This window comes from Pseudomonas citronellolis (assembly GCF_001586155.1).
GTDB lineage: Bacteria > Pseudomonadota > Gammaproteobacteria > Pseudomonadales > Pseudomonadaceae > Pseudomonas > Pseudomonas citronellolis.
Map to the genome: position 1 here is coordinate 2,674,963 of NZ_CP014158.1, position 17,794 is coordinate 2,692,756.

The 17,794-nt window shown below is 70.4% G+C and carries 10 protein-coding genes; 8 read left to right on the forward strand and 2 right to left on the reverse strand.

Annotated features, from left to right (window positions below):
• Positions 1 to 180: 180 nt before the first annotated feature.
• Entirely contained in the window at positions 181 to 1,560 is a 1,380-nt protein-coding gene (locus tag PcP3B5_RS11930; RefSeq protein ID WP_043266644.1) for a substrate-binding domain-containing protein, read from the reverse strand.
• 166 nt (positions 1,561 to 1,726) lie between these two features.
• On the opposite strand from PcP3B5_RS11930, the gene PcP3B5_RS11935 reads away from it, so the two are divergent.
• Positions 1,727 to 5,314 (forward strand): ATP-binding protein, encoded by a 3,588-nt coding sequence (locus tag PcP3B5_RS11935; RefSeq protein ID WP_061561338.1) that lies wholly within the window; start codon positions 1,727 to 1,729, stop codon positions 5,312 to 5,314.
• Here the strand turns inward: PcP3B5_RS11935 and xthA are convergent, their stop codons facing one another.
• Complete coding sequence (xthA, locus tag PcP3B5_RS11940) at positions 5,315 to 6,127, reverse strand: exodeoxyribonuclease III (protein WP_061561339.1); 813 nt, start codon at positions 6,125 to 6,127, stop codon at positions 5,315 to 5,317.
• A 149-nt stretch (positions 6,128 to 6,276) separates the two neighbouring features.
• On the opposite strand from xthA, the gene PcP3B5_RS11945 reads away from it, so the two are divergent.
• The 7 genes from PcP3B5_RS11945 (at position 6,277) to mgtA (ending at position 17,550) form a co-directional block, all read left to right on the forward strand.
• Entirely contained in the window at positions 6,277 to 6,924 is a 648-nt protein-coding gene (locus PcP3B5_RS11945; RefSeq protein WP_061561340.1) for a GNAT family N-acetyltransferase, read from the forward strand.
• 115 nt (positions 6,925 to 7,039) lie between these two features.
• Entirely contained in the window at positions 7,040 to 8,737 is a 1,698-nt protein-coding gene (locus PcP3B5_RS11950; RefSeq protein ID WP_145923888.1) for an autotransporter assembly complex protein TamA, read from the forward strand.
• Positions 8,734 to 12,399 (forward strand): translocation/assembly module TamB domain-containing protein, encoded by a 3,666-nt coding sequence (locus tag PcP3B5_RS11955; RefSeq protein WP_061561342.1) that lies wholly within the window; start codon positions 8,734 to 8,736, stop codon positions 12,397 to 12,399. Before PcP3B5_RS11950 ends, PcP3B5_RS11955 begins: the two co-directional genes overlap by 4 nt.
• 113 nt (positions 12,400 to 12,512) lie before the next feature.
• Complete coding sequence (locus PcP3B5_RS11960) at positions 12,513 to 13,124, forward strand: CDP-alcohol phosphatidyltransferase family protein (protein ID WP_009619461.1); 612 nt, start codon at positions 12,513 to 12,515, stop codon at positions 13,122 to 13,124.
• Positions 13,125 to 13,174: 50 nt separating this feature from the next.
• Positions 13,175 to 13,804 carry a lysophospholipid acyltransferase family protein gene (locus tag PcP3B5_RS11965; RefSeq protein WP_061561343.1) on the forward strand — a complete coding sequence of 210 codons (630 nt, stop codon included), beginning with the start codon at positions 13,175 to 13,177 and terminating at the stop codon, positions 13,802 to 13,804.
• A 1-nt stretch (position 13,805) separates the two neighbouring features.
• On the forward strand, positions 13,806 to 14,738 hold the full coding sequence (locus PcP3B5_RS11970) for a phosphatidate cytidylyltransferase (RefSeq protein WP_061561344.1): 933 nt from the start codon (positions 13,806 to 13,808) through the stop codon (positions 14,736 to 14,738).
• Between the two features lie 91 nt (positions 14,739 to 14,829).
• On the forward strand, positions 14,830 to 17,550 hold the full coding sequence (gene mgtA, locus PcP3B5_RS11975; RefSeq protein WP_061561345.1) for a magnesium-translocating P-type ATPase: 2,721 nt from the start codon (positions 14,830 to 14,832) through the stop codon (positions 17,548 to 17,550).
• Positions 17,551 to 17,794: the final 244 nt, after the last annotated feature.

A 17,794-nucleotide genomic window follows, 5' to 3' on the forward strand; every position in this document is an offset into this window, starting at 1 on the left:
CGTTGTCGAAAGTGACTCCGACATGGCGGTCAGCGACCGTCAGAGGGGCCCGGCGTCACGGCGGGAAAAATAGCAGAGCAGGGTCGCGAGGCAAGCGGGGGAAAGTAACAAGTTCCTACGACCTATTCACTCCTACAGTAACAGCCTAGACCAGGGGCGAGCGCCCTGGGCTGCCCTGGGTCAGTACACCCAGACCTCCACGCGGCGGTTCTTCACCCGGCCTTCCTGGTCGTCGTTGGCCGCCACCGGCAGCGCCGCGCCCATGCCCTCGATGCCGTGGAAGACCACGCCTTCCCTGGCCAGTTCGCGGCGCACCGCCATGGCCCGCAGCTTGGACAGCAACTGCGCGCGGGCCGGGTCCTGGCGGGCGTCGCCGAAGCCGACCAGCACCGCCTTGCCGTCGAGCTTGTCGTGCTGGCGCAGGTAGGCCAGCAGGCGCTCGACGTCGCGCTGGGCCTTGTTGTCCAGGGTGGCGCTGCCCTCGTGGAAGCGGAAATTCACTGACAGCCGGCGGGCCTCGCGGGCCAGGGCCTTGTACTGCTCGGGCATGCCCTCGGCGGGCTGCACGCGCATGGCCTGCACGCGCTGGCCGACGAAGCCGCTGCCGCTGACCAGGGCCTGGCCGCGGTCGCCCTGGGCGAACTGCACCAGGGCCTGGGCCCAGGGGTTGCGCTCGTTGGGCTTGATGTACAGGTACAGGCGGCGCGACAGCGGGTAGTCCTCGGTGGCGATGCTGCCGGGGGAGGGCAGCATCGCCCGCGACTCGCCGTCGGCGATGGCCAGGGCGCGCGCCTTGAGCACCGAGGCCAGGCCGACGAAGCCGATGCCCTGCGGGTCCGCGGCGACCTGGGCCGACAGCGCGTCGCTGGATTCGAAGCGCTGGGCGGAGGCGGCGAGGGCCTTGCCCTGGCTGGCCAGCACCAGTTCCTTGAAGGTATCGAAGGTGCCGGAGTTGTCGTCGCGGGCGTACAGGTGGATGGCGCCGCCGCGGCCGCCGAGATCTTCCCAGGTCGTCACCTCGTCGGCGAAGACCTGGGCCAGCTGGGCGGTGGTCAGCTCGCGCAGCGGGTTGTCCGGGTGCACGACGATGGCCAGGCCGTCGATGCCGATCACCTGCTCGGCCTTGGCGCCGCGCAGGTTGCCCGAGGCGGAAAGGGCCGCGGCCTCGGCGTCCTTGATCGGCCGCGAGGCGGCGGCGATCTCGGCGCTGCCGTCCTTCAGCGCGGCGAAGCCGGTGCTGCTGCCGTGGGCGGCGATCTCCACCACGACGTCGCGGCCCTGGGCGTCGCGGGCGCGGACCCGCGTCTCGTTCTGCGCCTGGCCGGGTTCGGCGAGGATGGCCTTGTAGCCCTGTTCCAGCAGTAGCCCCTTCACCAGTTCCGGCAGCAGGTGCGCGCCTATGGTGTTGGAGCCCTGGATGCGCAGCACCGGCTGGCCCTCCGGGGCGGCGGGCAGGGCGGCGAAGGCGTGCCAGGGCAGGGCGTAGCAGACGAAGGCGATGATCAGCCAGGCGAGGGTGACGGGCCAGGCGTCCTTGTCGTGGCGCGTGAAGTGCGGCATCGGTGATTCCAGGGCGGTTGCGGACGAGGTCGGGAGCATAGGCGGGCAAGGTTTCAGTGCGGTGACGCCGGGCCTCGCGGGCGCGCCGGGTGGGCGCCGCCGCTTTGTCTATAGTCATTCAGCAGCGGCCTGTCCGGGCTGCCGAGCCATTCCCGCAAGGAGCGCCATGTCCCCAGTACGCGGCCTCATCTTCTGCTGTGCCCTGCTGCTGGGCGCGGCGCCGGCCCTGGCCATCGACCAGCCGCCGCTGCAGCCGCTGACCCTCTCCGGCTACAGCGCGCACATGCCCGACAGCTGGCTGAGCCCCGCCGAGCGGGCCTGGCTGGCGCAGCGCGGCCCGCTGCGCGTCGGCGTGGCGCAGATTGACCGGCCGCCGCTGCAGATCGTCGGCGGCGGCCGCCTGGAGGGCGTCAGCGCCGACTACCTGGGGCTGCTGGCCGGCGGCTATCAGCGCGTCTACGCCTACCCCTCGCGGGAGGCGGCCCTGGAGGCGCTGCGCAAGGGCGAGATCGACATGGTCTGCGGCGGCACCGCCAGCGAGGCCGAGGCCCGCGGCCTGCTGCTCAGCCGCACCTACCTGCAGGACCAGCCGGTGCTGGTCAGCGACGATGCCCGCCCGTTCGACGCCAGCCGCCCCGGCACCACCCTCGCGCTGGTGGCCGACTACCTGCGCCTGGCCCAGGTGCAGGCGGCCTATCCCAACAGCCGCGTCCTGCTCTTCGCCTCGCCGCTGCGGGCCCTGGAGGCGCTGAGCCTGGGCAACGTCGACGGCATGCTCGGCGATGCGCTGTCGGTGCACTACCTGATCAACATGAACTACCTGTTCAACCTGCGCATCGACAACTTCGCGCCGCTGGAGAGCGCCGGCTTCGGCTTCCTCATGCGCCCCGGCGAGGAGCGCCTGCTCGGCCTGGTGGACCGCGGCCTGGCGCGCATCGACGTGCAGCGCAACGAGGAAATCCTGCGCCGCTGGAGCGCCGGCGAGCGCCTGCGCCTGGGCGGCCAGCGGGTGGTGCTGACGCCGCGGGAAAACCGCTGGCTGGCCGAGCACCCGCGGGTGCCGGTGGTGGTCAACCGCCACAGCGGCTCGCTGGCCCAGGCCGACGCCGACGGGCGCGTCAGCGGCATCGCCCGCGATTACCTGGACCTGCTGGGCCAGCGCTCCGGCCTGCGCTTCGCCTATGCCGCGGTGGACGACTACGCCGACGTGTTCCGCGAGCTGCACGCCGGGCGCGCCTGGCTGACGCCGGTGGTGCCGCCGAGCAACGAGGGCCTGGCGCTGCTGCCGCCCTACCTGCGGGCCACCATGCTCCTGGTGATGCGCAAGGACGCGGCGGCCGTCCACGACCTCCACGACCTGGCCGGCAAGCGCGTGTCCATCGCCATCGACCCCTACCTCAACCGCGCGCTCATCGAGCGCTACCCGGACACCCGCCTGGAGTCGGCGGGCAACCAGCGCCAGGCCCTGCGCGAGGTGGCCGAGCAGCGCAGCGAGGCGGCCGTCAGCACCCTGTTCAGCGCCCGCGCGCTGATCGCCGGCGAGTTCAAGGACAGCCTCAAGGTCGCCGGCATACTCGAAGACCTGAGCACCCCCTTCAGCATCGGCGTGCGCCCGGACCAGCCGGAACTCTACTCCATCCTGGAGAAGGCCCAGCTGTCGGTGGACCCGGAGGAGGTGGCCGAACTGGTGCGGCGCTGGGAGCCGCGCCTGGCCTCCGGCGGCGGCGACTTCTGGGCCGAGCACCGCCAGGCGATCCTCAGCGGCGCCGCTCTGGCCGGCGCGCTGGTGCTGCTGTCGCTGGTCTGGGGCTTCTACCTCAACCGCCAGGTGCTGCGCACGCGGCGCGCCGAGCGGCGCCTGGGCGCCCAGGTGGGGCTGCTCAACGAATTGATCGAGGCGCTGCCCAACCCGGTCTACCGGCTCGACCGCGAGGGCCACCTGGACCTCTGCAACCAGGCCATGCTGCGCATGTTCGACGCGCGCCCGGAGGACTGCCTGGGCAAGGCCATCGGCGAGCTGGGCTGGTTCCCCGAGGAGGAGGCCGAGCGCCTGATGCAGGTGCACCGCCAGCAGGTGACCGACGGCGAGATGCCGGCGCCGGGCGACTACGTGCTGCGCCTGCGCGACGGCGATCACTACGTCTACCACTGGGCGGTGGCCCAGCACGATGGCGACGGCGTGGTGCAGGGCGTAATCGGTGGCTGGGTCGACCTGACCGAGCGCCAGCAACTGATCAACCAGCTGGAGCGCGAGCGGCAGCGCGCGGACCAGGCCAGCGCCGCCAAGAGCCAGTTCCTCTCGACCATGAGCCACGAGATCCGCACGCCGATGAACGCCATCGTCGGCCTGCAGGAGCTGGTGCTGGAAAAGGCCCGCGACGGCGTGCTCGACCGCGAGGCGCTGGAGGTGGCGCAGGACGCCGCGCGGGCCCTGCTGATGCTGATCGGCAACGTGCTGGACCTGGCGCGCATCGAGTCCGGGCGCATCGACTCCACGCCGCAGCCGGCGCTGCTGCGCCGCGAGATCGAAGGCGCGGTGGCGCTGTTCGCCGGCCTGGCCACGCAGAAGGGCCTGGGCCTGGACCTGGAAACCGAGGGCGAGCTGGACCACTGGGTGCTGCTGGATGCGCTGCGCTTCAAGCAGGTGCTGTTCAACCTGCTGAACAACGCGGTGAAGTTCACCGAGCGCGGCGGCGTGCGCGTGCGGGCCAGCGCCCGGCGCCAGGGCGAGCGCCTGGAGCTGCTGGTGGAGGTGATCGACAGCGGCATCGGCATTTCCGCCGAGGACCAGGCCCGGCTGTTCCAGCCCTTCGTCCAGGTGGAGCCGGGCGCCAGGGGCCAGGGCACCGGCCTGGGCCTGCACATCAGCCAGCGCCTGGTGCAACTGATGGGCGGCGCCTTCGGCCTGCGCAGCGAGCCCGGCCAAGGCTCCTGTTTCAGCGTGCGCCTGCCGCTGGCGCTCACCGAGGCGCCGCCGGACACCGCGCAACCGGGCACCAGCGCCAGCGTCCCGGGCGGCCTGCGGGTGCTGGCGGTGGACGACCATCCGGCCAACCGCATGGTGTTCCGCCAGCAGTTGGCGCACCTGGGCCACAGCGCCACCCTGGCGGCCGGCGGCGAGGAGGGCTGGCAGGCCTGGCTGGCCGGCGACTTCGCCGCGGTCATCACCGATTGCCGGATGCCCGGCGTCGACGGCTACGAGCTGAGCCGGCGCATCCGCGCCCACGAGCGTGAGCAGGGGCGGCGGCCGTGCCGGGTGATCGGCGCCACGGCCAACGCCCAGGAGGAAGAAGTGCAGCGCTGCCGCGACGCCGGCATGGACCAGGTGCTGTTCAAGCCGCTGACCCTCGACGTGCTCGCCCAGGCGCTGGCCGGCGTGCAGGCCGCGGCGCCGGCCGGGCCAACTGACGACGCGGTCTTCGACTTGAGCGGCCTGTTCGGCCCGCAACCGCTGGAGAGCGAGGCGGCGCGGGAGTTCGTGCGCACCCTGGCGCAGGCCAATGCCGGCGACATCGAGCAGTTGCACCAGGCCCGCAGCCGCGGCGACCGCAAGGCGCTGGGCGACCTGGCGCACCGCCTGGCCGGCGCCGCGGCGATCATCGGCGCCGCCGAGGCGGAAGGGCATTGCCGCGCCCTGCAGAGAATCTGCGAAGGCGACGGCGAGGGGTTGGAAGCGCGCCTGGGCCAGGCCGACGCGGCGCTGGCCGGACTGCAGCGCGCGCTGGCCGACTGGCTGGCGCGCGCCGCTGGCTGATCAGCTCAGCTTGAGCCAGATGGGCGCGTGGTCGGAGGGTTTTTCCATGCCGCGGATCTGGTAGTCGATGCCGGCGTCGGCCAGGCGCGGGCGCAGCGCCTCGGAGGCGAGGATGACGTCGATGCGCAGGCCGCGCTTGGGCTCGTCCTCGAAACCGCGGCTGCGGTAGTCGAACCAGCTGAAGCGGTCGTCCACCTGCGGGTGCAACTGGCGGAAGCTGTCCACCAGGCCCCAGGCCTTGAGCTTGCCCAGCCACTCGCGCTCCTCGGGGAGGAAGCTGCACTTGCCGGTGCGCAGCCAGCGCTTGCGGTTCTCCTCGCCGATGCCGATGTCGCAGTCTTCCGGCGAGATGTTGATGTCGCCCATGATCACCAGGCGCTGCTCGGGCTTGAACTGGCTTTCCAGCAGCTGCTGCAGGTCGGCGTAGAAGCGCTGCTTGGCGGGGAACTTCACCGGGTGCTCGCGGCTTTCGCCCTGGGGGAAGTAGCCGTTCATCACGGTGATCGGCTGGCCGTCGGCGTCGGCGAAGGTGCCCCAGATGAAGCGGCGCTGGGCATCCTCGCCGTCGTTGGGGAAGCCGTAGCGGATTTCCAGCGGCGCCTGGCGCGAGAGCAGGGCCACGCCGTAGTGGCCCTTCTGGCCGTGGAAGTGCACCTGGTAGCCCAGGGCCTCGATCTCTTCGCGGGGGAACTGGTCGTCGGCGACCTTGGTTTCCTGCAGGCCGATGACGTCGGGCTGGTGCGTCTCGACGATCGCCTTGAGTTGGGCGGGGCGGGCACGCAAGCCATTGATATTGAAAGAGACGATTTTCATCCGCAGCGTCCTGGGCAAAGTGACGATGCTAGCCGCTGGCGCCGGCAGCGGCAAATGCCGCGACGGCCCGGCTGCGTTCGCTGGCGGTGCGGGCGCGGCGCTGCTAGGGTTCGGCTCTGGGCCCAAACACGATAACAAGAGGTGTCCGCATGCCTGAGACGCTCGCCGAAGTCCGCCTGCTGGGCGATTCCTACGCCCGGGAAATCCGCTCGCTGCTCTACCACGCCTACCGCCACGAGCCGACCTTCGCCTACCTGTTCGAAAGCGACCGCCCCGGCTTCGACCAGCGGGTGCGCGCCACCGTGCGCGAGCTGACCAACCGGCATCTGTCCGAGGACCTGCCGGTGCTCGGCCTGGTGATCGACGAGCGCCTGGTGGCGGTGGCGCTGATCGCCCCGCCGCAACGCCGCCTGGACATCACCGACAGCTGGGCCTGGCGCATGCGCATGCTGCTCACCACCGGCTTCCGCTGCACGCGGCGCTACCTGGCCTACCACGAGGCCGTGCTCGGCTGCCTGCCGCCGGGGCCCTACCACGTGCTGCCGCTGCTGGGCGTGCACCCGGAATTCCAGGGCCGCCACCTCGGCGAACAACTGCTCGACGCCCTGCATGCCTGGTGCGTCGACGACGTGGATTCTCAGGGCCTGGTGCTGGACACCGGCAACGCCCGCTACCTGGATTTCTACCGCCGCCACGGCTACGAGGAGGTGGGCGAAGTGGCGCTGGGGCCGCTGCGCGAACACGTGCTGTTCCACCCCAATCCGCAGCCGGAAGCGCGCCTGGCCCGCGAGGGCTGATAGCCCCTCGCCATTGCGCAAAGCCGCGGCGCAGGGGCCGCGGCGCTGGATTGTCACGGCCATCGTGCTAGCATCTCGCGCCATGAGACTCCAAGGAACGATTCGGCTAGCGCTGATGGGCCTGCTGTGCTGGATCGGCGCGGCTGTGGCAGCGGAAAGCCAGCTCGATGTACGTATCGACCCCGCCAGCTCGGCGCTCAAGGCCAATATCGAGGCCTACGTGGGCAGCGTCGAGGGGCGCGACGAAACCGCCCTGCGACGCCTGCGTCGCACGGTCCAGCAGCAGGCCGTGCAGGCCGCCCAGGCGCTGGGCTACTACCAGGCGCGCATCCGCGCGCGGGTGCGTGGCGACGCCAAGAACCCGCGCCTGCGCATCGACGTCTCGCCCGGCGAGCCGGTGAAGCTGCGCACGGTCGACATCCGCATCGAGGGGCCGGCGGCTAAGCTGAAGAGCTTCCGAGTGCCCGGCGGCGATACTTTGAAGCCCGGCGCGCAGCTCAACCACGGCACCTACGAGGACGCCAAGCGGCTGATCCAGAACCAGGCCTCGCGCTTCGGCTTCTTCCGCGGCCAGTTCACCCGCCAGCAACTGCGCGTCGACCCCGAGGCCGGGGTGGCCGACATCGAGCTGGTCTACGCCAGCGGCCCGCGCTTCGCCCTCGGCGCGGTCAGCTTCAGCGGCGACTACCCCTTCGACGAGGAACTGCTGCGGCGCATGGTGCCCTTCCGGCAGGGCGAGGCCTACGACTCCGAACTCATCGCCGACCTCAACCAGGCCCTGCAGTCCAGCGGCTACTTCGACGGCGTGCGCGTCGACGCCTCGCCGCTGCAGGCCAAGGGCGCGAGCATCCCGGTGGCGGTCCACCTCACCGCGCGCAAGCCGCGCTCGCTCGGCGTCGGCCTGGGCTTCTCCACCGACGTGGGGCCGCGCGCCAAGTTCAGCTGGACGCGCCACTGGGTCAACCCCCAGGGCCACAGCCTGGGCACCGAGGCCGAAGTCTCCGGGCCGCGGCAGAACGTCGGCGCCTGGTACGAGGTGCCGCTGGACCCGCCGCTGACCGACAAGCTGCGCTTCACCACCGGCTACCAGAACGAAGACCTGGTGGACACCGAGAGCAAGCAGTTCACCCTCGGCGGCGAATGGCTGCGCAAGCTGCCCAGCGGCTGGCAGCGCTCGTTCTCCCTGGGCTGGCTGCACGAGGAGTACCTGCTGGGCGACGACTCGGGCAACAGCAGCTTCCTCATGCCCGGCTTCGGCTACTCCATCCTGCACGCCGACAACAAGGTCGACCCCCATCAGGGCTACCGCCTGCAGCTGGAAACCAAGGTAGCCAAGGAGGGCCTGCTGGCCGACGCCGACCTGGCCCACGTCAGCGCCATGGCCAAGGGTTTGACCACCTTCGCCGGCGGCCACCGCCTGCTGGGCCGCGCCCAGGTCGGCTTCATCGCCACCAACGACTATTCGAGCATCCCGCCGTCGCTGCGCTTCTTCGCCGGCGGCGACCAGAGCGTGCGCGGCTACGACTACCAGACGCTGTCGCCGAAGAACTCCCGGGGCGACCGCATCGGCGGGCGCTACATGGTCGCCGGCAGCGTCGAGTACCAGTACCCGCTGGCCGAGAAATGGCGCCTGGCGACCTTCATCGACCAGGGCAACTCCTTCAACTCGCTGGACTTCCCCTCGATCAAGACCGGCGTCGGCTTCGGCATCCGCTGGGTGTCGCCGGTGGGGCCGCTGCGCCTGGACCTGGCCGACGGCCTGGACGAGGGCGGCGGCTGGCGCATCCACTTCTCCATGGGGCCCGAGCTGTGAAGCGCCTGTTGAAATACCTGGTGGCCGCGCTGCTCGGCCTGATCCTGCTGCTGGCCGTGGCGCTGGCCGCCATCCTCGGCAGCGAGGCCGGCAGCCGCTGGGCCCTGGGCCTGGTGCCGGGCCTGCAGGTGCAGGGCTATGCCGGCCGGCTGGGCGGCGCCTGGCAGGCCGAGCGCCTGGCCTGGAGCGACGGCGCCACCGAGCTGGAAGTCGAGCGGCCGCAGTTCGCCTGGTCGCCCGCCTGCCTGCTGCAAGGCGTGTTGTGCATCGACCGTCTGATCGTCGAGCGCGTGCAGCTGCGCCTGGCGCCGGGGCCAGCGGAGCCCAGCGAGGGGCCGATCCAGCTGCCGGCGCTGAAACTGCCGCTGGCCGTGCGCCTGGGCGAAGTGCGCCTGGGCAGCTTCCTGCTCGATGGCAACGAACAGGTCAGCAACGTCCAGGCCAGCGCCCACTGGGAGGCCGACGGCCTGCACATCGACGTGCTCAAGGCCGCCCGCGGCGACCTCGCCGTAGACCTGAGCGGCCTGTTCACCCCGCAGGGCAACTGGCCGTTGCAGGCCCAGGGCAGCCTGAGCCTGCCGGCGCCCGGCGAGCAGCCCTGGGAGTTGAAACTGCAAGCCAAGGGCGAACTGCTCGGCCACCTGCTGCTGGAAGCCGACAGCAGCGGCTACCTGCAAGGCCACCTGAGCGGCGACCTGCAACCCCTGGCGGAGAACCTGCCGGCCAGCGCGAAGATCAGCGCCGACGGCTTCCGCGGCGCGGCCGACCTGCCCGACACCCTGGTGCTGAACAAGGTGCAGCTGCAAGCGGCGGGCGACCTGGCCGCCGGCTACCGCATCAACGGTTCGGCCGTGCTGCCGGGGGAGGGCGGCGACGTCGCCCTGGCCTTGCAGGGCCGCGTCGACGCCAAGGGCGCGGACATCGCCGCGCTGAACCTCACCGCCGCGCCGGAACAGCGCCTGGGCCTGAGCGGCCGTCTCGACTGGCAGGAGGGCTTCGCCGCCGACGCCAAGCTGGACTGGCTGGACTTCCCCTGGCTGCGCCTGTACCCCATGGAGCCGCCGCCGGTCTCCATGCACCGCCTGCAAGCCGACCTGCAATACCGCGACGAGGCCTACCTGGGCAACTTCGCCGCCGAGCTCAACGGCCCGGCCGGCGCCTTCCAGCTCAGCAGCCCGGTGTCCGGCAACCTCGCCGAGGTGCACCTGCCGTCGCTGCAGCTCGTCGCCGGGCAGGGCAAGGCCGAGGGCAGCCTGGGCCTGAAGTTCGCCGACACCCTGGCCTGGGATGCGCAACTGAAGCTGAGCGACTTCGACCCGGCCTACTGGGTCGCCGAACTGCCGGGCAAGCTCGGCGGGCCGCTGAGCAGCCAGGGCAGTTTCAAGAACGGTGTGCTCGCCGTGCAGGCCAACCTCGACCTGCAGGGGCGCCTGCGCGGCCAGCCGGCGGTCTTCAAGACCGCCGCCAACGGCCAGGGCCAGAACTGGAAGGTCGACGGCCTGGAACTGCGCCTGGGCGAAAACCGCATCAGCGGCCAGGCCAGCCTCGACCAGCGCCTGGCCGGGCGCCTGGACATCGCCCTGGCGCGCCTGGGCCAGCTCTGGCCGCAATTGCAGGGCCAACTGAACGGCCGCCTCGACCTGGCCGGCAGCCTCAAGGCGCCCCAGGGCGAGCTGAGCCTCAAGGGCCAGCGCCTGGCCTTCCAGGACAACGGCGTGCGCAGCCTCGACCTCAGCGCCCGCCTCGACGCCGCCCAGCGCGGCCGCCTGGAGCTGCTGGCCGACGGCGTGCGCGCCGGCGACACGCGCCTGGGCCAGTTCAAGGCCAGCGGCCAGGGCGACCTGCAACGCCAGCAACTCGACCTGTCCCTGCAGGGCCGCCCGCTGGTGCTGGCGCTGGGCTTCGACGGCACTTGGAACGGCCGCGACTGGCGCGGCCGCCTGGCCAAGGGCGAAATCCACAGCGGCGGCCAGGACTGGCGCCTGCAACAGCCGGCGCGCCTGGAACGCCTGGCCGACGGCCGCCTGAACCTGGGCGCGCACTGCTGGGCCTCCGGCCCGGCCAGCCTCTGCGGCGGCGAACAGCGCCTGCTGCCGGAGCCGCAGCTGCGCTGGCAACTGCGCGACTTCCCGCTGGACAGCCTGGCGCGCTGGCTGCCCGAGGACTTCGCCTGGCAGGGCAAGCTCAACGGCGACGTCAAGCTCGACCTGCCGGCCCGCGGCCCCAACGGCAACATCCTGCTGGACGCCGGCGCCGGCACCCTGCGCCTGAAAGAACAGGACCAGTGGCTCGACTTCCCCTACCAGAGCCTGCGCCTGGAAAGCCGCCTGACGCCCACCCGCATCGACAGCAGCCTGCAGTTCCACGGCAACCAGCTCGGCACCCTGGACGCCCAGGCGGTGCTCGACCCGCGGCCGAAGAACAAGCCGCTGAGCGGCAGCTTCACCCTCGCCGGGCTGGACCTGGCGGTGGCGCGGCCCTTCGTGCCCATGGTCGAGACGCTCAAGGGCCGCCTGGACGGCAACGGGCGCATTTCCGGCGGCCTCATGCAGCCGCGCCTGGACGGCGAGCTGCGGCTCTCCGGCGGCGAGCTGTCCGGCGGCGACCTGCCGACGCGCCTGGCCAACCTGCAGGTGCTGGCGCGCATCGCCGGCGAGCGCGTCGACCTCAGCGGCACCTGGAGCGGCGGCGACAAGGGCAACGGCAGCCTGGGCGGCTACCTGGCCTGGAGCCAGGGCCTGGACATGGACCTGGCAGTGCGCGGCACGGACCTGCCGGTGAGCGTCGAGCCCTATGCCAACCTCGAAGTCACCCCGGACCTGGCGCTGCGCATGGCCGACCAGAAGCTCAGCGTTTCCGGCAAGGTGCAGGTGCCGCGCGGGGCCATCGTCATCCGCCAGCTGCCGCCCTCGACGGTGAAGCTCTCCGACGACACCCTGATCGTCGGCGCGCCGCTCAAGGAGCAGGGCGGCCCCCACCTGGCCATGGACGTGGACGTGCTGGTCGGCCAGGACAAGCTGACCTTCAGCGGCTTCGGCCTGAGCGCCGAGCTGGCCGGCCAGGTGCACATCGGCGACGACATGGACACCCGCGGCGAGCTGAGCCTGAACAAGGGCCGCTACCGGGCCTACGGGCAGAAACTCAGCATCCGCCGCGCGCGCCTGCTGTTCGCCGGCCCCATCGACCAGCCGTACCTGGACATCGAGGCGATCCGCAAGGTCGACGACGTGATCGCCGGCCTGCGCCTGACCGGCAACGCCGAGCAGCCGCGCAGCGAAGTGTTCTCCGAGCCGGCGATGAGCCAGGAGCAGGCGCTGTCCTACCTGGTCATGGGCCGCCCGCTGTCCACCGGCGAGGACAGCAACATGCTCGGCGAGGCCGCCCTGGCCCTGGGCCTGGCCGGCAGCGCACCGATCACCGGCGAGGTGGCCAGGCAGCTGGGCATCAAGGACTTCGAGCTGGGCACCGAGGGCACCGGCACCAGCACCAGCGTGGTCGCCAGCGGCCAGCTCTCCGAGCGCCTGAGCCTGCGCTACGGCGTGGGCGTGTTCGAGCCGGCCAACACCATCGCCCTGCGCTACCTGCTGAGCAAGAAGGTCTACCTGGAGGCCGCCAGCGGTTTGGCCAGTTCGCTGGACATCTTCTACAAGCGCGACTTCTGAGAGAGGCAGTCAGGTTGCGAATGATGTCAGCGAATTTTCGCGCATCATTCTCGGCCCATATCTGACTGCGACATGGATATCGTGACCGCCCACTCAACTCCACGGACGGCGCGATGGTTTCGGTCTATCAACTCAAATCGAGCTTCCAGAATCTGCTGCGGCCATTGGTGGTGCGCCTGCATGCCCGGGGCGCGACGGCCAACCAGGTGACACTGGCGGCCTGTGCGCTATCGATGCTGGTGGCCTCCTTGGTGGCTGGCCTGGCTGCGCACCCTTGGGTGTTTGCCCTGATCCCGCTGTGGATGTTCCTGCGCATGGCACTCAATGCCATGGACGGCATGCTGGCCCGCGAATTCGGGCAGCAGTCGCCCCTCGGCGCCTACCTCAACGAACTTACCGACGTGGTTGCCGATGCCGCGCTCTACCTGCCGTTCGCCCTGCTGCCTGGGGTGACCCCGGCCTGGGTGGTGCTGGTGGTGTTGCTGGCGCTGCTCGCCGAATACGCCGGCGTGCTGGGGCACATGGTCGGCGCCTCGCGGCGCTACGACGGCCCCATGGGCAAGAGCGACCGAGCGCTGTGTTTCGGCGTGCTCGGCGCCGGAATCGCCAGTGGATTGTTGCCGACGGCCTGGATCGACCCAGCCATGTGGTTGCTGGCTGCGCTGCTGGCGCTGACCGTGGTCAACCGCGTCAGCCAGGGCCTGGCCGCGCCGCGTCAGGACTGATGGCCGCGCTCGTCTGCCGGTTCACCCTGGCCCCCTGAAGGAACCCACGGATGCTGGAAAAACTCCTCGCCTACGTCATCATCGCCAGCGCCCGCACGGTCACCGGCCTGCGCAGCCTGTGGCTGGGCACCACGCCGAAGGCGGTACAACGCATCTACTATGCCAACCACAGCAGCCATGGCGACTTCGTCCTGCTCTGGGCCTCGTTGCCGCCGGAGCTGCGCCCGCGTACCCGGCCGGTGGCCGGCGCCGACTATTGGGGCAAGCCCGGCCTGCGCGGCTTCGTCATCAACCGGGTGTTCAACGGCGTGCTCATCGAGCGCCAGCGCAGCGAAGCCGATGGCAACCCGCTGGCGCCGATCGAACGCGCGCTGGCCGCCGGCGACTCGCTGATCCTGTTCCCCGAGGGCACGCGCAACCTGGACGACGAGGTGCGCCTGCTGCCGTTCAAGAGCGGCATCTACCACCTTTCCCGCGCCCATCCGCAGGTGGAGCTGGTGCCGGTGTGGATCGCCAACCTAAACCGGGTGATGCCCAAGGGCCGCGCGCTGCCGTTGCCGCTGCTGTGCACCCTGAGCTTCGGCACGCCGCTGGCGGCGCAGGCCGACGAGGCCAAGGAGGCTTTCCTCGAGCGCGCCCGTGAGTCGCTGCTGGCCCTGGCGCCGGCGGAGGGGTACTGAAATGGACGGGCAGACCTGGCTGTTGTTTGCCGGCATCGGCGCGATCCTCCTCGGCGCTTCGATAATCGGTACCGTCCTGCGCTGGCGCGTGGCCCCCGGGCCACACGCGGTGATCGACAACCTCAACGCGCGGATCAAGGCCTGGTGGGCCATGGTCGCGGTGATCGGCTGCGCCTTCGCCCTTGGCAACTGGGCGGTGATCCTGCTGTTCTATGGCGTGTCGTTCTACGCGCTGCGTGAATTCATGACCTTGATGCCGACCCGGCGCAGCGACTACCCGGCACTAGTGGCGGCGTTCTACTTCGTGCTGCCGATGCAATACCTGCTGATCGCCATCGACTGGTACGGGATGTTCTCCATCTTCATCCCGGTCTATGTGTTCCTCCTGCTGCCGATCCTGGCCTCGCTGGGCGGCGACGCCAAGCACTTCCTCGAACGCGCCTCCAAGGTGCAGTGGGGGCTGATGCTGGCGGTGTACTGCATTTCCTTCGTGCCGGCGCTGCTGACCCTGGACATACCCGGCTTCGAGGGCCGCAACCTGCTGCTGATCGCCTATCTGGTGATAGTGGTGCAGCTCTCCGACGTGCTGCAGTACGTGTGCGGCAAGCTGTTCGGCAGACGCAGGATAGCCCCCAACCTGTCACCGTCGAAAACCGTGGAAGGCTTCGTCGGCGGCGTGGCGCTGGCCACTGCGATCGGCACCGCGCTTTACTGGATCACCCCCTTCGCGCCCTGGCAGGCGTTGCTGATGGCGCTGTTGCTGAACGTGCTGGGCTTCTTCGGCGGCCTGGTGATGTCGGCGATCAAGCGCGACCGCGGAGTCAAGGACTGGGGGCACATGATCGAGGGCCACGGCGGCATGCTCGACCGGCTGGACTCGGTGTGCTTCGCCGCGCCTATCTTCTTCCACGCGGTGCGCTACTGGTGGACCTGAGGGCCGCCGGCCGCGCCTTCATGGCACCTTAAGGAACTCCTCGCAGACTCCCGCTGCCGCCGGTCAGGGCGGCAGTGATCGGGGAGTCGTCATGCGTTTCGAACAGATCAGGACCCACCTGCTGGAGTTCCTCAACAAGGGCCTGCCCGCCCGGCAGCTGCGCCGGCTGGTGCTGCTCGACCTGCTGCGCGGCTCGGCGGCCGGGCGCCAGGCGCCGGCGCAGCTGGCCCAGGGCATGCTGGAATGGTCGGTGCTGGAGCCGCAGGCGCTGTTCGAGCGCCTGGGCAGCCGCCGCGAGGGCCTGAGCGAGGCCGAGGCCGCCGAGCGGCGGGAGAGCGTCGGGCTCAACGAGGTCGACCAGGAGCGCCCGATGCCCTGGTGGCGGCACCTGTGGCTGTGCTACTGCAACCCCTTCAACCTGCTGCTGAGCGTGCTGGCGCTGGTGTCGTTGTTCACCGGCGACAGCGAGGCGGCGGTGGTGATCGGCGCCATGGTGGGCATTTCCACGCTGCTGCGCTTCGTCCAGGAGAAACGCTCCAACGATGCCGCCGAACAGCTCAAGGCCATGGTCAGCAACACCGCCACCGTGTTCCGCTACCCCGAGGGCGGGCAGGGCGCGGCGCAGCGCCTGGAGGTGCCGATCCGCCAGCTGGTGCCCGGCGAGGTGCTGTGGCTGTCGGCCGGCGACATGGTGCCGGCGGACGTGCGCCTGTTCAGCGCCAAGGACCTGTTCGTCAGCCAGGCGGCGCTCACCGGCGAGTCGCTGCCGGTGGAGAAGTTCGCCCAGGTCCGCGACGCCCGCCAGGGCAACCCGCTGGAGCGCGACAGCCTGTGCTTCATGGGCACCACCGTGGTCAGCGGCTCGGCCCGCGCGGTGGTGGTCGGCACCGGCGCGCAGACCTACTTCGGCTCCCTGGCCGAACGGGTGATCGCCAGCGACCACACGCCCACCGCCTTCCAGGCCGGGGTCAACAAGGTCAGCTGGCTGCTGATCCGCTTCATGCTGGTGATGGCGCCCATCGTCCTGCTGCTCAACGGCTTCACCAAGGGCGACTGGCTGCAGGCGGCGCTGTTCGCGCTGTCCATCGCGGTGGGCCTGACCCCGGAAATGCTGCCGATGATCGTCACCTCGACCCTGGCCAAGGGCGCGGTGGTGCTGAGCCGGCGCAAGGTCATCGTCAAGCGCCTGGACGCCATCCAGAACTTCGGCGCCATGGACATCCTCTGCACCGACAAGACCGGCACCCTGACCCAGGACCGCATCGTCCTGGAACGCCACACCGACGCCTTCGGCGAGGTGGAGGACCGGGTGCTGCAGCTGGCCTTCCTCAACAGCCACTACCAGACGGGGCTTAAGAACCTGCTGGACGTGGCCGTGCTCGAGCACGTGGAGCTGCGCCAGGCGCTGCGGGTGGACAGCCGCTACCGCAAGGTCGACGAAATCCCCTTCGACTTCGCCCGCCGGCGCATGTCGGTGGTGGTCAGCGAGCGCGACGACCACCACCTGCTGATCTGCAAGGGCGCCTTGGAGGAAGTGTTGGCGGTGTGTACCTCGGTGCGCGAGCAGGAGCGCGTCGAACCGCTGACCGGCGAACGCCTGGCGTGCATCCGCGCGGTGGCCGAGGCGCTCAACCAGGACGGCCTGCGGGTGGTCGCGGTGGCTACCCGCGAGCTACCGACCAACCGCGACACCTACGGCCTGGCCGACGAGCAGGGGTTGTGCCTGGACGGCTACATCGCCTTCCTCGACCCGCCCAAGGAAACCACCGCCCCGGCCCTGCGCGCCCTGGCCGCCAACGGCGTGGCGGTGAAGGTGCTGACCGGCGACAACGAGCGGGTGACGCTGAAGGTCTGCCGCGACGTCGGCCTGCAGGTGGACGGCGTGTTGCTGGGCCCGCAGCTGGACGACATCGCCGACGCCGAGCTGGGCGAACTGGCCGAGCGCACCACGCTGTTCGCCAAGCTGACACCGACGCACAAGGAGCGCCTGGTCCGCGTGCTGCGCGAGCGCGGCCACGTGGTGGGCTTCCTCGGCGACGGCATCAACGACGCCCCGGCGCTGCGCACCGCGGACATCGGCATCTCGGTGGACTCGGCGGTGGACATCGCCAAGGAAGCGGCCGACCTGATCCTCCTGGAAAAGAGCCTGATGGTGCTGGAGGAGGGCGTGGTGGAAGGGCGGCGCACCTTTGCCAACATGCTCAAGTACATCCGCATGACCGCCAGCTCCAACTTCGGCAACGTGTTCAGCGTGCTGGTGGCCAGCGCCTTCATCCCGTTCCTGCCGATGCTGCCGATGCAACTGCTGGTGCAGAACCTGCTGTACGACATCTCGCAGATCGCCATCCCCTTCGACGGCGTGGACGCCGAACAGCTGAGCCGCCCGCAGCAGTGGAACCCCGACGGCCTGGGACGCTTCATGGTGTTCTTCGGGCCGCTGAGTTCGATCTTCGACATCACCACCTTCCTGGTGCTCTGGCACGTATTCGGCGCCAACGCCCCGGCCCGCCAGGCGTTGTTCCAGTCCGGCTGGTTCGTCGAGGGGCTGCTCTCGCAGCTGCTGGTGGTGCACATGATCCGCACCCGGCGCATCCCCTTCCTGCAGAGCCGCGCCTCCTGGCCGCTGCTGGCGATGACCGCGGGCATAGGCGCGCTGGCGATCTTCCTGCCCATGGGGCCGCTGGCGCGCTACTTCCACATGCAGCCGCTGCCGCCGGGCTACTGGCCGTGGCTGGTGGCGATCCTGCTGGGCTACATGGGGCTGACCCAGGCGGTGAAGGGGTGGTTCGCGCGGCGGTATGGGTGGTCGTAGGGCTTGAGAGATCGCGGACGGAGTCCGCTAGGTGCCAGGAAGCACGGCTTTTCGTAGGATGGCGTTGAGCGAAGCGATACCCATCACCACGGCAGCATGGGTATCGCAAGCTCAACCCATCCTACGAAGAGCACCTCGGCGCAAGACAGTTGCTCCTACAGGAAGCACGGGCGTAGGAGCGGACCTTGTCCGCGATGGCCGGATGCTCCGGCGCGGTTCGCGGATGAGATCCGCTCCTACGCTG

Excerpts from the sequence above, each read along its gene's own strand:
- PcP3B5_RS11970 (WP_061561344.1), top strand. The coding sequence starts at position 13,806 with ATGGACGGGCAGACCTGGCTGTTGTTTGCCGGCATCGGCGCGATCCTC.
- PcP3B5_RS11965 (WP_061561343.1), top strand. The coding sequence starts at position 13,175 with ATGCTGGAAAAACTCCTCGCCTACGTCATCATCGCCAGCGCCCGCACG.
- PcP3B5_RS11945 (WP_061561340.1), top strand. The coding sequence starts at position 6,277 with ATGCCTGAGACGCTCGCCGAAGTCCGCCTGCTGGGCGATTCCTACGCC.
- PcP3B5_RS11930 (WP_043266644.1), bottom strand. The coding sequence starts at position 1,560 with ATGCCGCACTTCACGCGCCACGACAAGGACGCCTGGCCCGTCACCCTC.
- xthA (WP_061561339.1), bottom strand. The coding sequence starts at position 6,127 with ATGAAAATCGTCTCTTTCAATATCAATGGCTTGCGTGCCCGCCCCGCC.
- PcP3B5_RS11960 (WP_009619461.1), top strand. The coding sequence starts at position 12,513 with ATGGTTTCGGTCTATCAACTCAAATCGAGCTTCCAGAATCTGCTGCGG.
- PcP3B5_RS11935 (WP_061561338.1), top strand. The coding sequence starts at position 1,727 with ATGTCCCCAGTACGCGGCCTCATCTTCTGCTGTGCCCTGCTGCTGGGC.
- mgtA (WP_061561345.1), top strand. The coding sequence starts at position 14,830 with ATGCGTTTCGAACAGATCAGGACCCACCTGCTGGAGTTCCTCAACAAG.
- PcP3B5_RS11950 (WP_145923888.1), top strand. The coding sequence starts at position 7,040 with ATGGGCCTGCTGTGCTGGATCGGCGCGGCTGTGGCAGCGGAAAGCCAG.